This window comes from Nocardia sp. NPDC052566 (assembly GCF_044547285.1).
GTDB lineage: Bacteria > Actinomycetota > Actinomycetes > Mycobacteriales > Mycobacteriaceae > Nocardia.
In genome coordinates this window covers 962,928-987,282 of the sequence record NZ_JBIUAF010000006.1, presented here as the reverse complement: position 1 = coordinate 987,282, position 24,355 = coordinate 962,928, and the positions used below count along the sequence as shown (strand labels likewise).

At 67.4% G+C, this 24,355-nt stretch carries 21 protein-coding genes; 12 read left to right on the top strand and 9 right to left on the bottom strand.

Annotated elements, in window-relative coordinates:
- The first annotated feature begins 80 nt into the window (after positions 1-80).
- From ACIG5A_RS34485 to ACIG5A_RS34465, 5 genes are all read left to right on the top strand, one after another.
- Positions 81-803 carry a GntR family transcriptional regulator gene (locus ACIG5A_RS34485; RefSeq protein ID WP_397247853.1) on the top strand — a complete coding sequence of 241 codons (723 nt, stop codon included), beginning with the start codon at positions 81-83 and terminating at the stop codon, positions 801-803.
- 128 nt (positions 804-931) lie between these two features.
- A complete protein-coding gene (locus tag ACIG5A_RS34480; RefSeq protein ID WP_397247851.1) occupies positions 932-1,474 on the top strand; it encodes a thiamine pyrophosphate-binding protein in 543 nt (180 codons plus the stop codon).
- A 2-nt stretch (positions 1,475-1,476) separates the two neighbouring features.
- Positions 1,477-2,070, top strand: coding sequence for a thiamine pyrophosphate-dependent enzyme (locus ACIG5A_RS34475; RefSeq protein WP_397247849.1), 594 nt, complete (start codon positions 1,477-1,479; stop codon positions 2,068-2,070).
- A complete protein-coding gene (locus ACIG5A_RS34470; RefSeq protein ID WP_397247846.1) occupies positions 2,067-3,440 on the top strand; it encodes an aldehyde dehydrogenase family protein in 1,374 nt (457 codons plus the stop codon). Before ACIG5A_RS34475 ends, ACIG5A_RS34470 begins: the two co-directional genes overlap by 4 nt.
- On the top strand, positions 3,437-4,567 hold the full coding sequence (locus tag ACIG5A_RS34465; RefSeq protein WP_397247844.1) for a mandelate racemase/muconate lactonizing enzyme family protein: 1,131 nt from the start codon (positions 3,437-3,439) through the stop codon (positions 4,565-4,567). Before ACIG5A_RS34470 ends, ACIG5A_RS34465 begins: the two co-directional genes overlap by 4 nt.
- A gap of 19 nt (positions 4,568-4,586) precedes the next feature.
- On the opposite strand, the gene ACIG5A_RS34460 is transcribed toward ACIG5A_RS34465, so the two are convergent.
- The gene (locus ACIG5A_RS34460) at positions 4,587-5,315 is read right to left on the bottom strand and encodes a hypothetical protein (RefSeq protein ID WP_397247842.1); all 729 of its coding nucleotides are present in this window, start codon (positions 5,313-5,315) and stop codon (positions 4,587-4,589) included.
- Positions 5,299-5,694 (bottom strand): hypothetical protein, encoded by a 396-nt coding sequence (locus tag ACIG5A_RS34455; protein WP_397247840.1) that lies wholly within the window; start codon positions 5,692-5,694, stop codon positions 5,299-5,301. The genes ACIG5A_RS34460 and ACIG5A_RS34455 overlap by 17 nt, the downstream gene beginning before the upstream one ends.
- Before the next feature lie 111 nt (positions 5,695-5,805).
- On the opposite strand from ACIG5A_RS34455, the gene ACIG5A_RS34450 reads away from it, so the two are divergent.
- Positions 5,806-9,630 (top strand): CHAT domain-containing protein, encoded by a 3,825-nt coding sequence (locus ACIG5A_RS34450; protein WP_397247838.1) that lies wholly within the window; start codon positions 5,806-5,808, stop codon positions 9,628-9,630.
- Positions 9,631-9,662: 32 nt separating this feature from the next.
- On the opposite strand, the gene ACIG5A_RS34445 is transcribed toward ACIG5A_RS34450, so the two are convergent.
- Positions 9,663-10,625: an alpha/beta hydrolase gene (locus ACIG5A_RS34445; protein ID WP_397248023.1), complete on the bottom strand. Its 963-nt coding sequence runs from the start codon at positions 10,623-10,625 to the stop codon at positions 9,663-9,665.
- A 126-nt stretch (positions 10,626-10,751) separates the two neighbouring features.
- Positions 10,752-11,852 carry an NADP-dependent oxidoreductase gene (locus tag ACIG5A_RS34440; RefSeq protein WP_397247836.1) on the bottom strand — a complete coding sequence of 367 codons (1,101 nt, stop codon included), beginning with the start codon at positions 11,850-11,852 and terminating at the stop codon, positions 10,752-10,754.
- 93 nt (positions 11,853-11,945) lie between these two features.
- Between ACIG5A_RS34440 and ACIG5A_RS34435 the strand changes: the two genes are divergently transcribed.
- Positions 11,946-12,539 (top strand): CGNR zinc finger domain-containing protein, encoded by a 594-nt coding sequence (locus ACIG5A_RS34435; protein WP_397247834.1) that lies wholly within the window; start codon positions 11,946-11,948, stop codon positions 12,537-12,539.
- 94 nt (positions 12,540-12,633) lie between these two features.
- Here the strand turns inward: ACIG5A_RS34435 and ACIG5A_RS34430 are convergent, their stop codons facing one another.
- Complete coding sequence (locus ACIG5A_RS34430) at positions 12,634-13,689, bottom strand: esterase/lipase family protein (RefSeq protein WP_397247832.1); 1,056 nt, start codon at positions 13,687-13,689, stop codon at positions 12,634-12,636.
- A 103-nt stretch (positions 13,690-13,792) separates the two neighbouring features.
- Here ACIG5A_RS34430 and ACIG5A_RS34425 point away from each other — a divergent pair, with 103 nt between their 5' ends.
- Entirely contained in the window at positions 13,793-14,758 is a 966-nt protein-coding gene (locus ACIG5A_RS34425; protein WP_397247830.1) for a GlxA family transcriptional regulator, read from the top strand.
- 9 nt (positions 14,759-14,767) lie between these two features.
- On the opposite strand, the gene ACIG5A_RS34420 is transcribed toward ACIG5A_RS34425, so the two are convergent.
- Entirely contained in the window at positions 14,768-15,205 is a 438-nt protein-coding gene (locus ACIG5A_RS34420) for a contact-dependent growth inhibition system immunity protein (RefSeq protein ID WP_397247828.1), read from the bottom strand.
- A gap of 198 nt (positions 15,206-15,403) precedes the next feature.
- Positions 15,404-16,825 carry a pyridoxal phosphate-dependent aminotransferase gene (locus ACIG5A_RS34415; protein WP_397247826.1) on the bottom strand — a complete coding sequence of 474 codons (1,422 nt, stop codon included), beginning with the start codon at positions 16,823-16,825 and terminating at the stop codon, positions 15,404-15,406.
- A 397-nt stretch (positions 16,826-17,222) separates the two neighbouring features.
- Between ACIG5A_RS34415 and ACIG5A_RS34410 the strand changes: the two genes are divergently transcribed.
- Positions 17,223-17,912, top strand: a complete 690-nt coding sequence (locus tag ACIG5A_RS34410; protein WP_397247824.1) for a DUF899 domain-containing protein — start codon at positions 17,223-17,225, stop codon at positions 17,910-17,912.
- A gap of 70 nt (positions 17,913-17,982) precedes the next feature.
- Here the strand turns inward: ACIG5A_RS34410 and ACIG5A_RS34405 are convergent, their stop codons facing one another.
- Positions 17,983-20,586, bottom strand: coding sequence for an AAA family ATPase (locus ACIG5A_RS34405; RefSeq protein WP_397247822.1), 2,604 nt, complete (start codon positions 20,584-20,586; stop codon positions 17,983-17,985).
- Between the two features lie 98 nt (positions 20,587-20,684).
- Between ACIG5A_RS34405 and ACIG5A_RS34400 the strand changes: the two genes are divergently transcribed.
- From ACIG5A_RS34400 to ACIG5A_RS34390, 3 genes are read left to right on the top strand one after another with little or no spacing between them, the layout of a single operon-like run.
- Positions 20,685-22,022: an MFS transporter gene (locus tag ACIG5A_RS34400; RefSeq protein ID WP_397247820.1), complete on the top strand. Its 1,338-nt coding sequence runs from the start codon at positions 20,685-20,687 to the stop codon at positions 22,020-22,022.
- Positions 21,947-23,284 carry a carotenoid oxygenase family protein gene (locus tag ACIG5A_RS34395; protein WP_397247818.1) on the top strand — a complete coding sequence of 446 codons (1,338 nt, stop codon included), beginning with the start codon at positions 21,947-21,949 and terminating at the stop codon, positions 23,282-23,284. Before ACIG5A_RS34400 ends, ACIG5A_RS34395 begins: the two co-directional genes overlap by 76 nt.
- Positions 23,285-23,312: 28 nt before the next feature.
- On the top strand, positions 23,313-23,747 hold the full coding sequence (locus tag ACIG5A_RS34390; protein WP_397247816.1) for an ester cyclase: 435 nt from the start codon (positions 23,313-23,315) through the stop codon (positions 23,745-23,747).
- A 115-nt stretch (positions 23,748-23,862) separates the two neighbouring features.
- On the opposite strand, the gene ACIG5A_RS34385 is transcribed toward ACIG5A_RS34390, so the two are convergent.
- On the bottom strand, positions 23,863-24,258 hold the full coding sequence (locus ACIG5A_RS34385; protein ID WP_397247814.1) for a hypothetical protein: 396 nt from the start codon (positions 24,256-24,258) through the stop codon (positions 23,863-23,865).
- Between the last annotated feature and the right edge of the window lie 97 nt (positions 24,259-24,355).

Below are 24,355 nucleotides of genomic sequence, written 5' to 3'. Positions count from 1 at the left end.
GCGACTATGCTCGGACATCGCCCGGGGCGCTTGTGCCACGGGCGATTTCCGAGTCGCTCACGGGTCCATGAAGAGGTGTCTTGTCGCAGGATGAGTCGGTAGACAGCAAATCCGAGCAGATTGCCGCCGAGATCAGGGATGCGATCCGGCAGGGTCGACTCGAACGGGGCGTGCTGTATTCCTCGCGCGAACTCGGCGAGCGATTCGGCGCGTCGCGGACGCCCGTCCGCGAAGCGCTGCTCAAGCTGGCCGATCTGGGCCTGGTCAAGATCGAGCGCAATCGCGGGGCCAGGATCGTCGGCCAGGACGGACGCGGCATCGTCGACCTGTGCAGCCTGCGCGTACTGCTCGAGCCGCCCGCCTGTCGCAGTGCGGCCGCCGTGATGACCAGCCGCGACGACGAGGCGATGCTGGCCGAGTACGCGATCATGGAGAAAACCGCCGACGGCGGTGTCGACTACTTCGCCGCCGACGAGCGGCTGCACGATCTGATCCTGCACGCCAGCGGCAATCGGCGCCTGGCCAAATTCGTCGGGGAGCTACGCCAGACGCTCGCCCTCGACGGCAGGCACAGCGTGCCGAAATATCAGACCGTGGAAACCGCGCTGCACGATCACAAGGCGATCATCGACGCACTGCGCAAGCGCGACGGCGTGGCCGCCGAGCGTGCCATGCGCATCCATCTCGTGCGCTCGGGCGATCTGCTCGTGGCGCACAGCAGCGACGACAATCGCGGGCTGGTCGCGGAATGGCGCCGCTGGGTGTCGGTCTCCGTGCCCGACGGCGACTCGATCGAGTACTGACCCGATAGCTGCCTGACCCCGGAGAATTCACCGCTACCTATCAGTTGCATGCTACTCGTTGAGAGTAGTATGTTTCTATCACTTGGTGGTCGTCGCTCGACGGCCCGGTTCCGGCGAAGGGACATTGAGTGAAATCCACGACATATGCCGCATCGGTGGCGAGAGGTATCTGGGCCGCGCAGGTGGATCTGGTCGGGTATGTCCCGTCCGTCAGCGTCGCTCCCGTCATCTCCGCACTGGTGGAAACCAGTGGCGGACAGGACGGCCGGTCGGACACCGTCTTCCCGCTGTCGCGCGAGGAGGAGGCCGCCGGGCTGCTCGGCGCGCTTCCGTTGACGGGCAAGTTCGGCGCGATCGTCATGCAGGACAACGGTTTCGGCAACGCACTGACGGCACTGACCACCTTCAACGTCGCCTACCACCTGCCGACGCTCATCGTCGCGAACACCAGGGGCGGGCTCGGCGAATACAACTCGATGATCCACGCGTTCAGCCAGCATGTGCCGGGGATCCTCGATCAGCTGGGGTTGCGTGTATTCGAAATAGACCGGCGCAGTTCGCCTTCCGATTGGGAAGCCGTCGTCACCGAGGCGGGGACGCACGCGCGCATGACTTTCCGGCCCGTGGTGGTGCTCGCGCACTTCTGGGCCACCGACGGTAAGGCGGCCTGATCGTGAAGCGCATCGATGCACTGCGGATCATCGCCGACCACACCGCCGAACTCCCGGTGGTGGTGACCTGCGCGGCCTCCAGCCGCGAACTCGCCGCCGTCGCCGACCGGCCCAATCATCTGTATCTGCTCGACGCGATGGGGCTGGCCGGTTCCGTCGCGACCGGTGTCGCGCTCGGTATCGCCGACACCGCGGTGCCGAAGGTGGTCGCCGTCGAGGGCGACGGATCATTGCTGATGAACCCGAATGTGCTGGCCACGGCGGGCTATCTGCGTCCGGCGAAGTTGCTGATGGTGTTGCTGGACAACGGCGTCTACGGCGCGACCGGCAATCTGCCGACCTACGGCGCACGCATCGACCTGGGCGATCTGGCGATGGCGGCGGGCTGGACCGTGCGGCGCGCGGGCGACGAGCGGGAGCTGGCGCAGCGCCTCGCCGCGGCACTGACCGCGGACGGGCCGACGCTGCTGCACACGCGGATCGAGGTCGGCAATGCGCCGGATGTGCCCAAGCTGCTGGAACATCCGTTGATCATCGGCAGGCGCTTTCAGGATTGGCTCGCCGTCCGTACCTCGGCCGCCGAGGCCGTCCGATGATCACCACCGTCGATCCGGCGAACGGAAAGACCTTGGCGACTTACCCTTTCACCTCCGAGCGGGCGCTCGCCGAGCAGCTGGCGCGCGCGGTGGCGGTGGCGGAGCACCCGGTCGGCGTCGCCGAGCGCGAGCGCGCGATCCGGCAGGTGGCCGACATGCTGCGCGCGAACGCGGGCGAACTGTCCGAGCTGATCACCCGCGAGATGGGCAAACCGATCGCCCAGGCGGCCGCCGAAATCGCGAAGTGCGCGGCCACCTGCGACTACTACGCCGACCGACTCACCGACCTGCTGGCGCCACGCGCGGTCGACGTGCTGCCCGACATCGGCCAGATCCGGATCCGGCCGCTCGGTGTGGTCTTGGCGATCATGCCGTGGAATTACCCCTTCTGGCAGGTATTCCGTTCGATGCTGCCCGCCATCGCGATCGGCAACACGGTGCTGCTCAAGCACGCCGACAACGTGACCGGCTGCGCCCTTGCCGTACAGCGGCTGTTCGACGACGTTTTCGGGCCCGGCGTGCTGACAAGCGTTGTGCTGCCGCCGGATCGGATCGGTCCGCTGATCGATGACCCCGCCGTCGCGGCCGTGGCCTTCACCGGGAGCAACAGGATCGGGTCGGTGGTCGGTGCAAGGGCTGGGCGAGCGGTCAAGAAGACGGTGCTCGAACTCGGCGGTTCGGATCCCTTCCTCGTGCTCGCCGATGCCGACGTACCGGCCGCCGCGGCCGCCGCGGTGCGATCCCGGTTCCTCAACACCGGCCAGAGCTGTATCGCCGCCAAGCGAATCATCGTGGAGCAGAGTGTGTTCGACGAGTTCGCGGCGGCGATGATCGGAGAACTCGGCATGCTGGCCATCGGCGATCCTGCGCTGCCCGGTACCGAGCTCGGGCCGATGGCCAGGGTCGATCTGCGCGACGAACTGCGGCGGCAACTGGACGCGACGGTCGCAGGCGGCGCCGAGGTGCTGTTCGGCGGTGAGGTCGACGCGCGGCCCGGCGCATGGTTTCCGCCGACGCTGGTCCGCGTTCCCGACATCGCCTGTCTCGCTTTCCGCGAGGAGACATTCGGGCCACTCGGCGCGGTACTGCCCGTCGCCTCCGCGGCCGAGGCGCTCGCCGTCGCCAATTCCTCGGTCTACGGGCTGAGCTGCTCGATCTGGGGACAGGACCCGGCGGGCATCGAATACCTCACCGCCCGCGTCGCGGCGGGTTCGGTATTCGTCAACCGGATCTCCGAATCCGACCCGCGACTGCCCGTCGGCGGGGTCAGGGCCAGCGGGCACGGACGTGAGCTGAGCACTTACGGCGCAATGGAATTCGCCAATATTCAGGCGGTGCGTACCGCCGTGCACTCGAGGAGCAGTCGATGACGATCACCCGAATTCGCACCCGTGTCGCCGCCATCCCGGTGGACAAGCCGACCAGGATGTCCAATCGCGAGTTGCGCGATCGCCACTACGTGCTGGTCCAGGTCGAAGACGACACGGGCGCAACCGGACTCGGCTACACCTATGCGGGAACCAGCGGCGGGCCGCTGACCAAAGCCGCCGTCGACGATCTGCTCGCGCCGGTCTACCTGGGCGCCGACCACCACGACGTGCACGGGCTGTGGAGTCTCGCGTATCAGGAGACGCTGCTGTCGGGCCGGCGCGGCGCCGTCATCCGCGCACTGTCCGCGATCGATATCGCCCTGTGGGACCTGCGCGCGAAGCGGGCCGGTCTGCCGCTGGTCAGCCTGCTCGGCGGATCGACAAGTGCGCTACCTGCTTACGCGTCCGGCGGCTACTACCGCCCCGACGACGGCGAGTGGTCCGACGCCGTTCGCAAGGAGATCGCCTTCAACGCCGGACAGGGCTTCACCGACCACAAGATCAAGGTCGGCGGGCTTTCGGTGGCCGAGGACGCCCGCCGCGTCGCCGCCGCGGTCGAGGCGATCGGCGACGGCCGGCTCGCACTGGACGCCAACAACGCCTACCGCTCGGTCCGCGACGCACGCGTCGCCATCGAAGCTTTCGAACGCGCCGCGGGCGACACTGCCCTGTGGTGGTTCGAAGAGCCGCTGTCCCCCGACGCGATCGCGGGCCACGGCGAGCTGGCCCGCCACATCCGCACTCCCGTCGCGACCGGCGAGATACACCAAACCCGGTGGGAATTCCGCGAACTCATCGAATCCCGCGCGGCCGCCATCCTGCAAACCGACGCGGGCGTTGTCGGCGGCGTCACCGAATGGATGCGGGTGGCCCACACGGCGGACACCTTCGGCCTCCAGATGGCCCCGCACTGGCATCACAATCTCCACGTCCACCTGTGCGGCGCCATCGGCAACGCCCTTGTCGTCGAATACTTCGCCCTCGAAAAGGGGATATACAACTTCGAACAGCTGCTCACCCCCGAAACTCGACTCGTATACGGCGCCAACCAGGTTCGGATTCCCGCGCGCCCCGGAATCGGCATCGAACTCGACGAGGAGGCCGTCGCCAAGTACAGCATCGACTGACATCGGCGCGCGCCGAGGATCATCGACCGGTCCGCCGCGGCATCTCGTCGAACTGGAGGTGATATTGCAGCGCGCGGCCGAGCGCTCTGTTCAGCAGGCCGTCGTGGTCGACGCCGAGGGCGGTGGCCAGCGGCGGGGTGTAGCGGCGGACCATCGCGCTGATGGTTCGCGCGTACCCCGCAATCGCGAGCCGCAGTTGCATGCATCCGACGGCGAGCACGAGCAGGGTCGGCAACCACGCGGGCGGCCAGACGGCCGCTATGCAGGCCGTCAGTAGGCCCCAGCCGATTGTGGTGGCGGCCAACCGGATACGGGTGCGGGCGGCAACGGCGCTGTCGCGATGTTCCTGGGGCAGCTGTAGCCACAGGTGCGGCCAGACGGTCGCCACATCCAGCAGATAGTGCGTGCGGAATTGTTCTTCCATCCGCCGCAGCGCGCTCGTCAACCGGGTTCGCCGCCGGAGCACCACGAGTTCGACCCCGATCGCCACGGCGGCAGCGGCCTGTCCCACCGCTGCCGCCAGCACGACGACCAGTGCCGCCGCGATGGCCATCTCGGCGGTCGAGAACCGATCGGCGCGCTCGGCCAGCGTCGAGAGGTAGTGCACCGCGGCGTACCGATCGATCGCGGCCCGATAGCCGAGATGACCACCGACGACGGCCACGCCAAGGAAGATCAGCCCTGGGAGGCCCTGCCAGATCAACCATCGGCTCGGCACTCTCGCCGCGAGATCAGTCAGCAAATTCATCGTCGGTCCAGTCCATCGCCCGGCCGCCGAGCGTGCACTCGGGTGGTTCGCCTCGTGTCAATTGCCTTCGGCCGCAGCGGATACCGGCGGTCAGCGGGCAGGTGTACACGGGGCACAGAACTGCCTCGGTACCCGGATAGTCGTCGAGCAGCTCGCGCGTTCCGCCGCCGACGATCCGCCAGTCCCGATAGTCGGCTCGCCACTGCAATGTGTCGATGACGGCCGAGACCAGCGGCAGCAGCGGCCCGCTGTCGGTCCCGGCGACCGCGGTGTGCAGACAGCCGAGCAATTCGATGTGACCGGCCCGCCGCAGCTCCGCCACGGCGTCGTTGCGGCACAGGTACTGCAGCCCGTGCGCCAGGTCGTCGGAGTCGGCCATGCTTCACCCTCCGAACAGGCTGTTCGATTCACCGTGCCAACCACGGCAGTCTACGAATACTTTTCCAGCGATGTCGGCCGATTCGGCACCCGATCAGCGAAAATGACTCCTATGCGGCCGCATCGGCCTGGGTTCGGGCGAGGAGTCCGTCTGCTGCTGCTCGGCAGGTACCACTGGCTGATCTTCCGCATCACCAAAGCACCGGTGCGGCGCGCGAAGGCCGAAACCCTTTTCGCACAGTGTGTTCCGGCCGTCGGGTTCGCAGTCATCCCGGCGGCCGCGGTGCCGGATATCGCGGCGACGTGTGCCGAACAGGCGGCGAATCTGCTCGATCGCGCGCTGCGGTCCGGCGATGTCGCGTGCCTGGACGCCGCCATCGCGTCGTGGTCCAGGGTATCCGCGCTGGACGCGCCACCGCACGAGCGATCACGGCGGCTCTCCGAGCTCAGTTATGCTCTGCTGTCACGCTATTGGTGGTTGAGCGACAAGGCCGACCTGGACGCCGCGGCAACGGCGGCCGAGGCGGCGATGGCCGACCACGGCGACGATCGGGCGCTGCACATGGTGCGGCTCGGTGAGGTCTGGTACGCGCGGTGGTCGACGCTGGACGACGAATCCGCGGTGGACGAGTGTGTGCGCTGGGGCTTGGCGGCAGGGCAGATCGCGATACCCGATAGCCCGCTGGCCACGGAGATCCTCCTCGGTATCGGCGGCTCCTACACGGCCCGCTATTCGACATCCGGCATGCTGGACGACCTCGACGAGGCGGTGCGAATTCTCCGGACAGCCGTCGCGCGAACACCAGACGACCACGTGTTGTGGCCGGATGCCATGTCGAACCTCGGCGCGACATTGGCCATGCGCTTCGCCCACACCGGACAGTCCGAGGACCTGTCCCGATCGGTGGAGTTCGCGCGCACCGCCATCGCGGCAACACCCGCCGATCACCCGATGCGCCCGCTCCGCCTGCTCGGACTGACCATGGCTCTCGAACAGTCCGGCCTCAGTGATCACCGGGACTGCGCCATCGATAACTACCGGTACCTGGCATCGGTTGTGGCACAGCGACATTATCTGCGGCCACGGCTGATGCAGAGCTTCGGCGACCTGCTGATCGCGCGCTTCACCGCGCAGGGCGCGCAGGCGGATCTGGTCGAGTCGGTTGCCGTTTATCGTGCGGCGGCGGCCTGTTCGCGGGGAGAGGCGGCTCGATCCACCGCACTGGCCGACCTGAGCAATGCGTTGCGGCTGCAGTATGAGATATCGGGTGATACCGCCGATCTCGACGAGTCGATCACGCACGCTCGGTCCGCATTGCGGCTCGACGGCGGGGGCGACCACCACCGCGCGGAATCGACGATGACGCTCGGCACCGCGCTGTGGCGGCACTTCGAACGCTCCGGAGATCAGTCGGCACTGACCGAAGCGGTCGAACTCCATTCGGCTGCAGTATCTCTCACGAACCCGGGCGCCGCGGCCGTCGTCGTCGGCACCCGGTTGACGAACCTCGCGATGGTCTTGCTGACACGATACGAATCCGCCGGTGACACAGCGGATCTCGATCGCGCTGTCGACACCGCCCGGTCGGCGGTGGCAGCGGAGGAACCGGATTCCGTCTCGGCCGCGACAACTCGGCTGAATCTGGCCACCGGCCTTATCGCCCGCTTCCACCGGCGAGGCGATGCCGGTGACCTGAGCGAGGCAGCGGGCTTTCTCCGCGAGGCGGTGGCCGCGACCCCAGCCGATCACGCACAACGCGCCGTGGCCATGACGACGCTGGGAATCGCTCTGGCGGCACTGCACGAACAGCACGGCGATCCGGCACTGCTGGACGAGGCCATCGACTGGTGCCGCACCGCCGTCGCGGCCGTGGCGGCCGATGCTCCTCAGCGCGCCGCCTGCCTTTCCAACCTGGGTACGATCCTGACCACACGATTCGATCTACGGGCGGACAGCGACGACCTGGACGCGGCCCTGCGAGCCCTTGCCGACTCGCTGGCGGCGACCCCGCCCGGTCACCCGGATCGACCACTGCGGCTGTCGAATCTGGCCATGGCACAGTTGTCGGCATACGCCACAACGGGAACAGCGGAGATGCTGGACCTGGCAGTGGATTCCGGTACCCGAGCGGTGGACACCTGCCCGCCCGGCCACGACAATCGCACGCTCTACCTAGCGAACCTGAGCACCAGTCTGCGACTGCGGTTCGAGGACAGCGGCGACCCCGCCGATCTCGACGCGGCGATCGACGCGACCGAAGCCGTACTGGACAGCGAACAGTCGTCGCCGCGACGGCGGATCGACGCGGCGATCGAACTCGGTCGATGGCTCGTGGATGTCCGTTTGTCCGACGCGACCGAACTTCTGGCGAAGGCCGTCGACCTGATGCCGAACGTGGCCTCCCGGCATCTCGGCCGGCGAGAGCGACTGGCCCTGCTGCGCAACTACTCCCAACTCGCGACCGACACCGCCGCACTGCTGCTGCGCGATACCGGTCTCGCCGCGGCAGGACACGCGGTATCGGTGCTCGAAACCGGACGCACGGTGCTGTGGGGACAGGCCATGGAGACTCGCGCCGCCACTGCCGAATTACGAACCGTCGCACCAGAATTGGCAGACCGATTCGAGAACCTGCGGGAGCAGGTGGATATCGACGCCGACAGCGCCCCGATGCTGCCATTGCCCGATCTCGCACGGCACGATGCCGACCGGCGCCATCGGACGGCGGAACAGTTCCACCGCACACTGTCCGAGATCCGCGCGATGCCCGGGTTCGCGGATTTCCTCCGGCCCAGCGAGATTCACGTCCTGCGGGCGCAGAGCGCGGCCGGTCCGATCGTGCTCCTCAATGCCAGCACGTACGGCTGCCATGCACTGATCGTGCGACCGGATCGCATCGTCGGAATACGACTGCGCCGGGCGGAACTGCAACCGATCGAACAGGTGGTGCCGCACTTCCACACCGCGCTCGACACCGCCTTGCGCGCGGACACCCCGCGCACCGACCGGGTGCGCGCCACCCGCACGATCCGAGAGTCACTGACCTTCCTGTGGCGCGCCGCGGTGCGACCGGTGCTCGCCGAGCTCGGCTACCTGGGCAATCCGAATCCCGCACAGCCACAGCGGCTCTGGTGGATCCCCACGGGAGCGTTCAGCGCGCTGCCATTGCACGCGGCCGGTGACTACACCACACCGGACGGACCGACAACGACGGATTACGTTGTCTCCTCCTACGCGCCGAGCATCAGGCACCTGCGCTACGCCCGGGAACACCTCACCACGCCCGGCACCCACACCATCGCCGCCATCGCGATGCCGAGCACGCCCGCGAGAACCGCGGACGGCATCATCCCCGTCGGCAGGCTCCGCAATGCCGAGCCGGAGACCACCTTCCTCCGGCGCCACTACCCGAATGCCAGCAGCGCACAGGACTACCTCACCGGCGCGGCGGCGACACTGAATCCGGTGACCACGGCCCTGAATCGGTGCAGCATCGCCCATTTCGCCTGCCACGCCGACAGCCACCCCATCGACCCGTCACAAAGCCGGATCCTGCTGCACGACCACAACACCACCCCACTGACGCTCCTCCGCCTGGCCGCACTCGAACTGCCACACGCCCAGCTGGCCTACCTCTCGGCCTGCCGAACCGCACACTCCCTGGTCGCGGATTTCCTCGACGAATCCCTCAACCTGGCCGCCGCCTGCATGGTCGCCGGCTACCCCCGCGTCGTAGCCACCCAGTGGTCCGTCCCCGACCACCTCGCCCTGCAGGTGGCCGAACACTTCTACCGCAACCTCAGCGCGCCGTCCGCCGACCCGGACCCGGCCCGCGCCGCCTTCGCCCTGCATCGAGCGCTCCGCGAGCTGCGCGCCGAATCCGACCTACGCCGGTCCCCGCATCTGTGGGCCGCTTGGGTGCACGTCGGCATCTGACGAGCGGGCGGTCAGCGGCGAGACATACAGGCTCACCGCGCGCCGAGGGCGTCCAGGATCATGGGGCGGGCGTTGGCGAGGGCCTGCTGCCAGTAGGGCCAGGTGTGGGTGCCGCTGACGAAGTCGATGCGGGCGTTGATGCCCAAGGCGGCCGCGCGATCGCGGAACATTTGGGCGGCGGCCAAAGCCATTGCCTCCAAGCCCATTGCGTTGATGGTGTTGCCGACGCCGTTCGGGATGTCGAGCGGACCGGGTGCGCCGTTGCCGGTCCACAGGTACAGCGGCAGGCCGCGCAGCAGCTCGGCCTGTTCGGTGGCGTCGTTGCGCTTCCACGCGGAATCGCTGACCGGGCCCCACATGTCATCCACGTTGAAGTTGCCCTCGTCCCACATGGCGGCGCGCATCGCCTCGTTCCACAGCGGGAACGTCGGATGCACGAAGCCCGAGAAGGACCCGGCGAACTTGAACTGATCACGGTGGTGGGCAGCCAAAGTCAGCGCGGCGTTACCGCCCATGGAGGCACCGACGATCGCGTTGTTGGTGCGCGAGACGCCATACCCGGCCAGGAACGCGGGCAACTCCTTGGTGAGGAAGGTTTCCCACTTGTACGTCACCGGTTGACGATTGGTGCTGCTCGCGCGGTACCAATCGGTGTAGAAGCTCGACCGGCCACCAACGGGGAACACCAAAGTGACATTGTCACCGGCGAATTGGCGCAGCGCGTCGGTATCGCTCGTCCACTGACTGTGATCGCTCGGTGCACGCAGGCCGTCGAGCACATACAGCGCCGAACTCCCGCCCCGGGCCGCCCACTGCACCTGAACCTTGATCGGCCCCATGCTGGACGGAACAAGCAGATCGGTCGCACCGCCCATCGGCGCAGCCCCGGCCACCGCCCCGCCAACCGAGGACACGAGCACGGCCGCCGCGACCACAGTCACAGCCTTACGCAACCAACCACGAACACCCAGCCGCGCGTGCCGATCCACCCGCATACCTCCCACCATCACCCTACTAAGCTACCGCAACCCCGAATCCCCCAGTCGCGCACACCGAATCACTCCGCACCCACCCAGCGGAATCACCACCGCCCGCCAGGCAGCCAGCACGTCGAGTCCCCTTCACACCCCACCGCCGAGCGCAGTCGAATGGCCCTGCGACATGCCGTAGATAGGGGTCATTCGACTGCGCTCGGCAACTTTGATCAGGAGCTTGCCGATGTTGGCGCCTGCGAACATCTGGTTCAGTGCATCGCGAGCGTGTTCGAGACCGTCGATGACGGTCTGTTCGTGGTGGAGTTCGCCCGCTGCGATCAGCTCGGCGAGATAGGTTCTGGCCTCCGGAAACCTGTCGGAATGGTCCAGCACGAGGAAGCTTTCGAGCATCGCACGGCTCAGGAGTAGCCGGTTGGCGTCGATTCCGGTCTGCTCGGCGGGCCCCGGTGAACCATAGCCGTGGTAGTCGGCCATCAAGCCGCACAGCGCAATTCGTGCGCCGACATTGATCCGGGTCAGCAGATGCTCGAAGAGCCGGCCGCCGACGTTTTCGAAGATGATGTCGATCCCGTCGGGTGTCGCGGCATCGAGCTGATCGCGCCACTTCGGGTCACGGTAATTGATGCAGGCGTCGAAACCGAAGGCGCGCACCACGTGATCGCACTTCTCGGGCGTACCCGCGGTGCCGATGACACGCGCACCACGCGCCTTGCCGATCTGCCCCGCGACCGATCCGACCGCACCCGCCGCCGCGGTCACGACCATGGTGTCCCCCGGCCGAGGTCGGCAGATGTCGTGCACGCCAAGGTAAGCCGTGACGCCGGTATGCCCCAGCGCACCGAGCATGCTCGCCATCGGACCGGGCAGCGGCGTCGGTAACACCGTGAACGGCACAAGATTCGTCGCATCGGCGACCGCGTAGTCCGCCCACCCGGTGAGCCCGGAGACCAGATCACCGGGCTGCATATCGCCGCGCCGAGACTCGACCACCTCCCCGATCCCGAACCCGCGCATCACCGCACCGAGGGCGACCGGCGGCATGCCGTAGTGGATCTCGCTCATCCCGATCCGATTGGACGGATCGATCGAGAGCCACAACGTCCGAATCAGCGCCTGACCACTACCGATATCGGGAATCGACTCCTCGGCGAACTCCAGTTCCGCGGGCGTGATCGCAACCGACGGGCGACGCCGCAGCCGGTAGCACCGGTTCATCGTCTGACTCATGCTGACCTACTCTTCTAATGGGAGGATTGCGACTCTTCCATTAGCCTGACAGGCACAAACTAACGCCACAAGGCTTGATATAGCATTAGTTTCATGGGCACTCGCTCCGTATCCGACTACCCCGGCCCGACGCTCGGCGGCCCGCTGCCGCTGGAACTCGCCAACACCCGCTACCTCGCGCACAACCGCCCCCACGACGGCCTCGAATCCGTCGATCTCTTGACGGCCTGGCTCGGCCAGCTCCGACCACGACTGCGCATACCGCTCACCGACGAACACCTGCTCGCGATCGACGAGCCCCACCTAACCAACGCCCGCGACCTGCGCGACTGCATCCACCACCTGGCCGACGCAGGCCACAGCCAACCGAGCACCGCCGCCGTCAACCGGCTCAACCGCCACGTCCGCGCGAATCCGCTGTGGACCGAACTACATTGGGACGCAGAGAATCCCACCACTCAACTACGCTTCAAGGGCGACCCGATCACCGCAGCGCTCTGCGAAATCGCCACCAGCACAGTCGAACTGTTCTCCGGCCCGCACGCCGCCGCGATCCGCTCCTGCGCATCCCCGAACTGCATCCTCTACTTCGTCAAAGACCACGCCCGCCGCGAATGGTGCTCTACCACTTGCGGCAACCGCGTCCGGGTAGCCCGCAACTACGAACGCCGCCGCCAGCAGACATAAGCGAAACCCGTACGCATTCCGCTCGATACGAATCGGCCCGAGAACCGCGAAGGCCCGATCCGAGGACCGGGCCTTCGAGTGCGGATCGCAGACTTCACAGCAGCCAGGGATTGCCGGTACAGACCACCTCGGGGTGGGCCACCGGGTCGAGCGCATGCAATGCGATGGACACCGACTTGGGCGAGAACAGCATCGAGTTGTGGTCGGAGGTGTCCTGCTCACACCCGTCCTGCAGCACGATGTTGTCGACGGTGGCGCCGGGGCCGGCCGTGAGGTAGGTGTGATCGAACGGGGTGGACACCTCGTCGTAGCGGGTGCCGACCACCGTGTAGTCCACTCCCGGGAGTGTGTCGCCGCCCTCGTTCAGCTTCGCGATCACCGGCGAGTCGTACACCTGCTGGATGCCGCCCGCGCCGAGGGCCTGCTCGAACGGCACATGCAGATCGATGGTTCCGGGAGGCAGCTTCGCCTGGATGGCCAGTATGAGCGTGGCGAAAGCGTCGAGCGAGGTGCCGTGATTGGTGGCGCCATAGGTGATGAGGTGCTTCACCTTGTTCCGGGCCGGATCGTCCGGATTCGCGCCACCGTGGAACTTGATGTACTGGCGCGCCTCCAGACCTCCCTGCGAGTGCGCGATCATATCCACCTGGTCGGCGCCGGTGGCGGCAAGCACGCGGTCGACGAATGTCGCCAGTTGGCCGCTCGATTCGTCGATGTCACCGGTGGCGCCGGGGAGCAGGGCATCGAGTCCAGGGCCCGCGACATTGGGGCGGCCGAAGTTGAACGTGAACACGCAGTACCCGGCCTTCGCCAGCTGCGGGGACATGTAGGCATACGCCCCATAGGCGTTCGCCCAGGTGCCGTGCACCAGCACAACCGGGCGCGGGTGAGCGTCGTCGGGCTTACAGCCCCAGTTGTTGGCTCCCTGCGGGGCGACGTCGGGATTGAAGAATCCGTAAACGAAGGCGGCCGTTTCATCGGGCAACTCCGGGCCGTATCCGATGGTGTCGGAGGAATGCGATCCGGCGTATCCCGGCGGCACCAGCCCGGAGTCTGCTGCCGCCATCGTGGCGCCCACTCCGAGCACAACCGCCGCGGTCGCCGTGATGACCGTTAGGCCGCGCGTCGAGTTGCGGACGAGTCGCTTCATATCGCACCTTCCCAATCGGCGAACTGGACAATTGACTCAATCGTGAGCTGGCAATCGAACAGCTACCAGTGACGTGAACGCCACATTTCGCTAGGATCGCGACATGCGGGTCGTTGCGGTCGTGGTTCCGCACGAGGTCAGCGCCTTTGATCTGATCGAAGGCGTTCAGCTCTTCGCGATGGCACGGCTCGCCGACGGCAGTCGGGCCTACGACGTTCGGATATGCGGCGACCCGACGATCGCAATGGCATCCGGTCAGCAATGCTTTCCCTTGCGCGCCGCGTGGCCATTGCAGGCGATCGAGCAGGCAGACACCGTAATCATTCCGGGCGCTGGCTCCGTCTTCGATCCCGATCCGCGGCTGGTCACCGCGATTCGCGCGGCCGCGGATCGCGGCGCTCGGGTCGCAGCCGTCTGCACCGGCGCCTTTGTCCTCGCGGCCGCCCATCTACTCGACGGATTACGCGCCACCACCCACTGGAAGTTCTGTGACGATCTGGCCCGGCGCTATCCACTCGTCGACGTCGATCCCGGGGTGCTCTTCGTCGACAACGACTCGATCCTCACCTCCGCCGGAGCGGCGGCAGGCCTAGATATGTGCCTGCACATGATTCGGCGCGACTACGGCTCGGCGGTCGCCGCCGAGACCGCCCGCCTCATGGTGCTGCCGCCCCAACGCGATGGCGGCCAAGCCCAATTCCTCACCCAGCACAAGCCGCCTGAGGATGCCGCCGCGCTGCAGCCGGTGCTGGACTGGATCGAAAACAACCTCACCCGTCCCCTCACCTTGGCCGATATCGCGACCCACGCCGGCCTCAGCATCCGCACGCTGCAGCGTCGCTTCCAGACTCAACTCGGTACAACCGCGCTGCACTGGTTGCTCACCGCCCGCATCCATCGCGCCCAACAACTACTGGAAACCACCGACCTGCCGATCGACCGCGTCGCCGAAGAATCCGGCTTCGGCTCCGTCGCCACCCTGCGCCTCCACTTCACCCGCCAGGTAGGCGTCGCACCCCGCACCTACCGAAGAACCTTCGGTCATCCCCCCATACCGGCCACCCCCTAGTCCGGTTTCCTACGCCTCGAGCAGCCCTGCGGAGCGCAATTCCCCTACCCGATCCCAGAATTCATCAATTCGCGAGAGAAACATGGACGGGCCACTGAGCTGCTCGACCTGTTCGATGACAGACCGAAGACGCACCACCGAGTCACCGTGACAAGCCCAGTACCCATTCGGAATCCGAACCGTCGCAACAAGAAGATCCCCCGGATAGAAGTCCCCCTCAGCCAACGGATTCTGTTCCAGCACAGCAAGAGCTCGCGGCACCAGAACACCGACACCTTCCCGTTGACCGAGCAGCAGACGAAGCTCTTCGACATCGAGCGCACCAATCGCCTTCCGCCGCAACGAATGCACCGTCCGTACAAGCCGCGTCGCAGCAACATCGGGCTCCGGCCACACCACCCCCTCCACCTGCTCCAGGGTCCTGCCCTCCCACTCGCCTCCGATCACCAATCCACCTTTCCACCACCGAAACTGGAGCTTCATCGTCTACCAGCTGGTTTCGATCGCGAACCTCGGCACCTACGAGTTCGGCACCTGCCCGAGGGGCAACGGCCGTTCGAAGTCATCGCTATAGGTGGTGAATTCTGTTGCCTAGCATGGGGTTCATGACACCGTCCTATGTCATCACCGGCGGTGGACGTGGAATCAGCCGTGCGATCGTGCAACGGCTGATGGCACCGGAGACGCCAGCGATTGCACTGCGGTGTGTAGGCGGTCCAGGGCCGCGGAGATCCAGGGGAGCGACGTCGGGTCGGCGCTGTGCAAGGCTTCCCAGCGCTGGTCGGTTGTTCGACCGTAGAGAAGGCTGGTTGCCGCTCGGAAGCGGAGACTTTCCTGCACGTCACCGAAATGCGCACCGGCGAGTACGCCGATGCCGTATTCGTCGAGGAGGTGATCGGCGAGGGCGATACTGGTTTCGATGCCGCGGGCCGAGAGCGTGCTGCGGTGCGGTTCGAGATCGGGGTAGAGATAGAAGCCGGCTTGCGGTGGGCGGCAGGCGATTCCGGCCTTCATGAAGATTGCGTGCGCGGCGCGGGCGACCGTCGCGTGTAGTCGTCGACTCGCGGCGATGTGCGCGGTCACCGCGGCGGGTGCGTCGAAGGCGAAGGTTGCCGCCGCCTGCATCGGAGCCGCCAGACAGGACCAGACCTCGCTACCGAGACCGGTAATGCGTTCCGCCAGTTGCTGTCCCGCGGGGCCCGGCGGTGTTCGCAGGAACCCGATGCGCCATCCGCCGAGGGCCATGGACTTGCTGAGTCCACCGGTGACGATGGTCCGCTCCGGCAGCATGGTCGCCGGGCTGCGCATCGCTTCGGGGTCGTAGGCGAGGTCGCGGTAGATCTCGTCGCAGATGATGCTCATGCCATGCCGGTCGGCGATCTCACAGACCCGACCGATGAGGTCGGCGCCCGCGATGGTACCCGTGGGATTGTCCGGCACGGTCAGGATGAGAATCCGCGGGTCTGCGCCCTCTTTACGAGCCGCGCCGAGCGCCGCTTCGAACAGATCAGGATCCGGGACCCCACCCGCGATACGCGGGATCGGCACCCCGATAGCCCGCTTGCCGATCATTCCGATCTGCGCCGGATAGGTAACCCAGGAGGGAACGGGCAACACCACATCGCCGGGCAGCGCCGCGACGGCGGCATACAGCAAAGCCTTGCTGCCCGGCGCGAGAATGATCTGTTCAGCGCTCGTCCGCAGCCCACGCCGCGACAGATACCGTGCCGCCGCCTCGCGCGCCGCCACTGTCCCGGCCACCGGGGTGTACGAGTTCTCCATGGCCCCCTGGGCCAGCGCGGCGGCCACCTCGGGCAGCACCGGCAGCCCGGCCTCCCCGAACCCGAGGTGCAGAATGTCTTGCCCCGCCGCCCGCCGCGCGTTGATCGCTTCATTGAGCGCTAACGTCGCCGACCGCGGAATCACCGACCCCATGCTGTTGGACATGCCGACCAGCATGCAGCGGCCGACCACTGCGGTCCACTTAGACAATCTTGCCGATCCCCAAGGATCGCTTATGCATAAAGTATGGACGTCACCAGTTACTTTGTCCCGCAAGGCTTTCATCGCGTGCGAAGTTCGGCGGGCGAGGCAGTCCGCCGACTGCCGAACTCGCCGTGGACGTGGATCCCGATGTGCACCGGGGTGGTCAGGTCCGACGCCCCCACCTGGCACGGGAACCCCACCGGGCGCGCCCCGGGATTCGGTCGCTCAAGCCGGCCAGATGCAAGGCCAGACCCAGTAACCCGGCGATGACAAACGCGTCGACACCCACACTCGTGGTCCGGTCGGCGAGCTGGAGCAGTAGCGCGATGGCGAAAAGGACTGCAGCGGCGATGGCGAACATGGTCGGGCAGTACCCAGAATCGGCGGTTTGCCACGCCCGCGCACCGATGAGTTCGGTGGCCGGACGGCGTCTACACATACAGCACGCACTCTGTGAGCACGGTTTGGGAGGACCCCTATGAGCACCGAAGCATTGCCGCCCGTCGTCGACGCCGAAACCTGGCAGCGTGAACTCGACGCGCTGCGCATCCGGGAGAAGGCCGCCACCAGGGAGCTCGACGCGATCGCCGCGCAGCGCCGCCGCCTGCCGATGGTCGAGATGCCCGACTACACCCTCGAAGGCGAAGCGGGACCGGTCCGGCTGGTGGACATCTTCGACGGCAAACCGCAACTGATCGTCTACAACCACATGTGGTTCCCGGGTGAGGTGTGGCAGTGCGGCGGCTGCACCGGATTCACCTCGCAGTTCACTCGATTGGAGTTCTTGAACAACTACGACGCCCGCTTCGTCATCGTCACCCAGGGCCCGATCGATGAGGCCCTCGCCTACAAACGACGCGTCGGCAACAAGATGACCTGGTACTCCACGGCCGACAGCCCCTTCGGCGCCGACGTCGGCGCCCCGCCCGGCGCAGGCTTCGCCGTCAACGTCTTCCTCCGCGACGGCGACACCGTCTACCGCACCTGGCACACCGACGGCCGCGGCACCGAACAACTCAGCCACTCCTTCGCCCTCATCGACCTACTCCCCTACGGCCGCCAAGAAGAATGGCAGGACTCCCCAGAAGGCTGGCCTCAGTCCCCCACCTACAGCCGCTGGAGCGGTTCCAAGGACATCGCCGCCGCCTACGGCGACCCCAGCGCGTGAATCGGCCTCTGCCACCAGGAAACTCCGGGCCACGGCGACCGGTCCTTCGAGCCATGCCGATCGCCGGCGATCAGCGGATGGCGGGTAGTTGGCGGCGGGAGGTGATGCCGAGTTTGCGGAAGATGTTGCGGAGGTGGGCATCCACGGTACGCGGGCTGAGAAAGAGGGTGGCCGCGATCTCCTTGGAGGTGGCGCCGTCGGCGGCCAAACGCGCGATGTGCACCTCCTGCATGGTGAGCGCGTCGGCTGCCTGAGCGGTGCGGCGGCGGGCGTGTTCGCCGGTGGCGCGGAGTTCCCCCGCGGCCCTGGCGGCGAACGCCTCCGCGCCGAAGTCGGACAGCAGCTCGTGCGCCCTGCGCAATTCGATCCTGGCCTCGCGGCGACGGCCCTTGCGGCGCAACCACTCTCCGTACACCAGGTGGGCGCGGCCCGGCCAGATCCGCATCGGGCACGAATCCAGCAGTGCGACAGCCGTTCGATAGGCGTCCTCGTCCTCGTACACCATGGCGCGCGCCCAGGCTTCGATGCCTTGACCCCACGACTGATCACCGGTGCGTTCGGTCAGTATCGCCAGCGCGGACCTGGCCACCCCGGCCTCGCCACAGCGCACCGCCGCCTCGACCAGTTCGGGCAGCGCCTGGCTGGCCAGCCCGAGATCGCCGGTAGCGACGGCCTTTTCGGCGGCCCGCAGTGCGGCGGGGTAATCGGCGAGGCCGTTGTTCAGTACGGCGGTGGCGTGCTGAACGCTGAGGGTCAGATGCGGCCCCACCGCGGCGAACAGCTCTTCGGCTTCGGCGCGACGGCCGCGCAGCGCGGCCAGGTGGATGCGCGGGTAGACCAGCGGAACGGCGGCGGTGGCCTCCGTGATCGCCTCCACTTCGGCGATCATCGCCTGCGCCGCACCGAAATCACCGGCGTGCACGGTGACGGTGGCGAGCATGGCCAGCCCGATCCGCAGCTCGTGCAGCGAGCCCGAACCGCGGCCGTGCGCGGTGGTGCGCGTGGCGATGGCGCGGATCGTATCGGGATCCCACAGTTCGAGAGCGATCAGGTAACCGAGTGTCGGCCAGCGAATCCAGGCCTCGTCGCGGTGATTCGAGACGAGTGGACGCAGGAGCTTCGCCGCGGCCGCGTGCCCCTCGGTGATCAGGGCGATCATGCCGTCGAGGATGATGTCGACGCTGCCTGGACGCGCCGGGGGCGGCGGTGCGATCGCCGCGGCGGCCGCGATCACGGTATCGAGATCGCCGGTGATCACGGCCGTCTCGATCGCGTCCACGTAGCAGGCGCGGGCGCGATCCGGTTCGCGCACAGCCAATTTCGCGGCGGCGCGGAGCAGGTGGACCGTGGGACGGTCATCGCCACGGTAGCGGGCGAACGAGATCCGGCCGCGCAGCAGATCGACGCGGGGATCATCGGCGGCGAGGGTCGACAGCAGCTCGATGGCGGCATCGAAATCGCCCGCGGACAGTTTGGCCTCGACCGCGGCCAGTACCCGTTCGGCCCGCAGCGCGGGATCGAATGTCAGTGCGGCGGAACGTTCCAGGAAGGCCCCCGCGGCCGCCACACCGCCGCGGGCCTGCGCACGGGCCGCCGAACAGGCCAGTGCGGCAGCCACCTCCGCGTCGGGGCCGACACTGGCTTGGGCCCGATGCCAGGCCACCCGGTCCGGATCGGCGATCGGATCGCTCACCTGCGCGAGCGCACCGTGTGCGCGCCTGCGCTCGCGATCGGTCGCGGCCCGATAGACCGCGGAGCGGGCCAGGGGATGGACGAAGCGAATGCGGGCACCGAATTCGACCAGCGGCACTTCGTCATCGATGGTCGTCTCGAGGCCGAGCAGCGCCGCGGCCCGCCACAGCAGGCCAGGATCGCCGATGGGTTCGGCGGCGGCGACGGTCAGCAGCAGCCGGACCCGATCGGGCAGCGCCTCCAGGCGGGCACGATAACTCCGTTCCGCGGCCGCCGGCGCGGGCAGATCGAAATCTACCGCGAGGCCCACTAATTCGGTGGTCCCCGGCAATTCCAACAGGGCAAGCGGGTTGCCACGCGCCTCGGCCAGGATACGGTCGCGCACCCGATCGTCCAGCGGACCGCGCAGCGCCCGAGCCAGCAGGGCACGGGCGGCGGCATCACCGAGCCGCGGTATCGCCAACCGCGGCAACAGATTCAGCTCCCCCGCGTCGTCGCGCGCGGCGAACACCATCACCACCCGTTCGGCGTCGACGCGCCGGGCAACGAAGGCCAGCGCATGGGCCGAGGCGCGGTCGAGCCACTGCGCGTCGTCGACGAGACACAGCACCGGCCGGTCGTATTCGAGCAGCAGCCCGAGCGTCGCCGCGCAGACCAGGAACGGGTCGGGAGTTCCGACCTCCATACCGAACGCGATGCGCAACGCCCTGCCCTGCGCGGGTGGCAGCTTGTCCAGATGCGCCAGTGCCGCGGCAGCCAGCTGATGCAGCGCCGAATACGGCAGTTCCGTCTCGAATTCGGCGCCGCAGGCCCGCATGATCACGAAATCACCGGCCGCATCCGCGAGGTCGGCCAGCAGTGCGCTCTTGCCGATGCCCGGCTCACCGTGCACCAGCAGGGCGCCACCTCGCGACCGCCTCGCCTGTTCGAGAAACGCACGCAGTCGCGCCGTCTCGTCCCGGCGCCCGATCAATACATCCATACCGGGTGCATCATGCCGGACAAATCGGCATGTGGCGCGCCGGAGTAGGTAGGAATCACCGACGCGAACCGGCCGCGGCGCCCAGCAAGCTGACGGGCATGAGAACACGATGGCTGCCGCTGGCGGTGCTGGCGACCGCGCAGTTCCTCGTGGTGCTCAGTACCTCCATCGTGAATGTCTCCCTACCGCAGATCCAGAGCGGTCTCGGCACCTCGGCGACCGGCTTGTCGTGGGTGGTCAACGCCTATGTATTGACGTTCGGCGCACTGTTGCTGCCGGGCGGGCGATTAGGCGACAGCTACGGTCTGCGCCGCGTATTCCTGCTCGGTGTCGGTACTTTCGCGACGGCCACTCTGGCCGCGGCGATCGCGCCCGGCATCACCACCCTGATCGCGGCCCGATCGGCGCAGGGGCTCGGTGCGGCACTCATGGCGCCGACGGCGCTGGCCCTGGTGCTCATGCTCTACCGCGATGCCCGCGACAGTGGTGTGGCCCTCGGGGTTTGGGGCGCGGTCTCCGGTGCGGGCGGCGCCGCGGGTGTCGTGCTCGGCGGACTGCTCACCGATCGCTTCGGCTGGCGGTCGGTGTTCCTGGTGGTCGTGCCCGTCGCGCTGGCCGTGCTGCCGGCGACGTGGCGGTCGGTCGCGCCGATGCCCGCGGCCGGTGGGCGACTGGACGTTTCGAGCGCGGTCACCGCCACCGGCGGGCTCATCGCCCTCACCTACGGGCTGTCGGGCCACTGGACGCTGCTGGCCCTCGGGCTGATCCTGTTGACGGCCTTCGCCTTCCGGCAGCGGCGCACGGCCGATCCGCTGCTGCCACCGCGCATGGCTCCGGTCGCCTGGCCCAATGTCGCGATGGCGCTACTCGGCGCCGTCTGGCTCGGCTTGTTCTACTACCTACCGCTGTATCAGCAACACACCCTTGGTTATTCGCCGCTACGCGCCGGGCTGACCCAGCTTCCGCTCGCGCTGATGATCACCATCGCCTCCTGGGTGGCGGGGCGGCTGCCGGGCCGCGCCACGCTGCCGGTCGGCCTGCTCCTGCTCGCGACGGGTCTGGCCTGGCTGGCCCGAACACCGTCCACCGCAAGCTTTCTCCTGGATCTGCTCGGTCCGACTCTGCTCATCGGGGCCGGATTGGGCGTGGCCTTCGTCCGGATCACCGCATCGGCCTCGGCCGGCGTCGCGGCCGCGGACAGCGGGCTGGCGGGCGGCCTGGTGAATGCGAGCCGCCAGCTCGGCGGCGCCGCGGGCCTGTCTTTCCTGACTGTCCTGCCCACCGTCGGCACGGTCTTCCTGACCTGTGCCGCCATCACCGTGCTCACTCTCATCACCGTCACCGGAAAGGCACTATCGCCATGGCGCAACCACCCAAGCCCTACATCACCGGACACTTCGCACCGACCCCCGACGAGCTCACCGCATTCGAGCTGACGGTGAATGGCACGCTGCCCGACGATCTCGACGGCCGCTACTTCCGTAACGGCCACAATCCCAAACCCGGTGTGACACCGACCCATTGGTTCCGAGGTGCCGGAATGTTGCACGGCATCCGGCTGTCCGGCGGCCGCGCGCAGTGGTACCGCAACCGCTGGGTGAAAACGCCCTACCTGGACGGGGTTCCGTTCACCGGCACCGAACTCGAGGTCAGCGCGGCCGCCACCAACATCATCTTCCACGGCGGACGCTATCTCGCCCTGCAGGAGGCCAACCTGCCATGGGAGGTGACCGGCGAACTGGACGCGGTCGGCGTCTACGACTTCGGCGGGAAGCTGACCAGCGCGATGACCGCGCATCCGAAGGTGGACCCGGTCACCGGTGAGCTGCACTTCTTCTCCTACAGCCCGTTTCCGCCCTACCTGATCTACTACGTCGCGGACGCGTCCGGCGAGATCATCCGGGCGACCCCGATCGACGGCGCAGGCCCCTCGCTCATGCACGACTTCGCGATCACCCGCGAGCACGCCGTATTCCTGCACTCCCCAGTCGTTTTCGATGACGCCGAGCACTCCGGCATTCCCTACCGGTGGCACGACGACGAGCCGTTCCGGATCGGCGTGCTGCCCAGGCACGGCACGGGCGAGATCAGCTGGTTCGATATCGACAGCCGGGCCGCCATCCTGCACGTCGCCAACTCCTACGTCGACGACCGAGGGCGCGTCGTCCTCGAATGCCCGCGCTTCGACCGCTCGGCCTGGGAAACCTCCTGGAAATGGTGGGTCGCGGCCCCCGGCTACCCCGACACCCTCAACGTCGGCACCACATTCCACCGCTGGATTCTCGACCCCGCCACCGGCACGGCGACCGAGGAGGCGCTGGACGATCTGGTGGTCGAATTCCCTGCCATCAACGACGATCTGACCGGCGCGCCGAACCGCTACAGCTACGCGATCGCCTTCCCGGGATCCGGGCTGACCGGCTATCACACCGTCAAATACGACACCAGGACCGGCGAGCGCCAACTGTTCGCGCACGGCGAGGGACGCATGCCCGGCGAGGCCGTCTTCGCCCCCGCCGCCGGGGCAACCCGCGAGGACGACGGCTACCTGCTCACCATCGTCAGCGATCTCGAGGCCGACGCATCCCAGCTCGTCATCCTCGACGCCTCGGACCTGTCCGAGCCCATCGCCACCGTCGAACTCCCCCAGCGAGTCCCCGCGGGCATCCACGGGCACTGGATCCCCGACCAGATCTGAAATAACCACTCGACCAAGGACTTCCGCCATGTCTGCACCGACCACCCCTGTCGCACAACTGATCTCCGGCTGGCTCGCCCTCTGGAATGGCGACTACCGCCCCGCCACCCACATCATCGCCCCCGACTTCACCCTGCACGCCGCGCTGCTGGACGGCGGCGACGGCAGCGCGATACGCGGTCCGGAGGCATTGGTCGCCTGGATCGCCCAAACCCGAGCAGCCTTCTCCGAGTTGGCATTCCAGATCCAGGTCGGCCCGATCGTAGACGCCGACCACTGCGCCCTCCGCTGGACCGCCACCGGCACCTACGGCGGCGGATTCCCCGGCGCCACAGCACCAACAGGCACCCCGATCCACTTCACCGGCGCCGACCTCCTCCGCATCGAACACGGCAAATTCGCCGAGTACTGGGTCAACTCCGACATCCACGTCCTACTCGCCCGACTCGGCGTCTCTTCCTGACCACATCACGCGGCCCCGAAACGCAATGGTCCCTCACGCCCCGGCCCGCAGGGCCGGGGAAATCCACTGTCCGGCAACCATTTCCGACCACGCACGACCGGAAACGGTCCTCGGCTCACGCGGCATCGAGAGCCGCGGTGATCTTACGAGCCATCGCAGCCACCGCCGGACTCGGCGCACCCTTGACCCCAACAGTCGCCTCGACCGCCACCAGCACAGTGTCACGGAAATTGACCGCCTCGGCCCGGTCCTGCTCACCGAGCAGAACGACCGCCGCGGTCAACGCGGGCAGCACCTCATCGGCCAGCGCAGCCACATTCTTACCGTCCAAGTGGATATCACGAGCACGAGCCGAAAGCACATGCCCGACCACACCGGTCGCCGAGGTCAAAGCGATCGAACCCTTGCTACTGCCCTTGTGCGGCGCACCAGCCGCGGACAGCAGAGCGAGCGCACCGTAAGCGGCGGTGCGGATGGTGCTGTTGTCCTGATCGGTCAGCGTGACAGACATGGTGTTCTCCTTCGAATCTGTTGATCTCAACCGCAACCGTGTCGGTCCCGGCCGTTTTCTTCGATGAACACACTGTCGCCGCGCCGACTGATAGCGA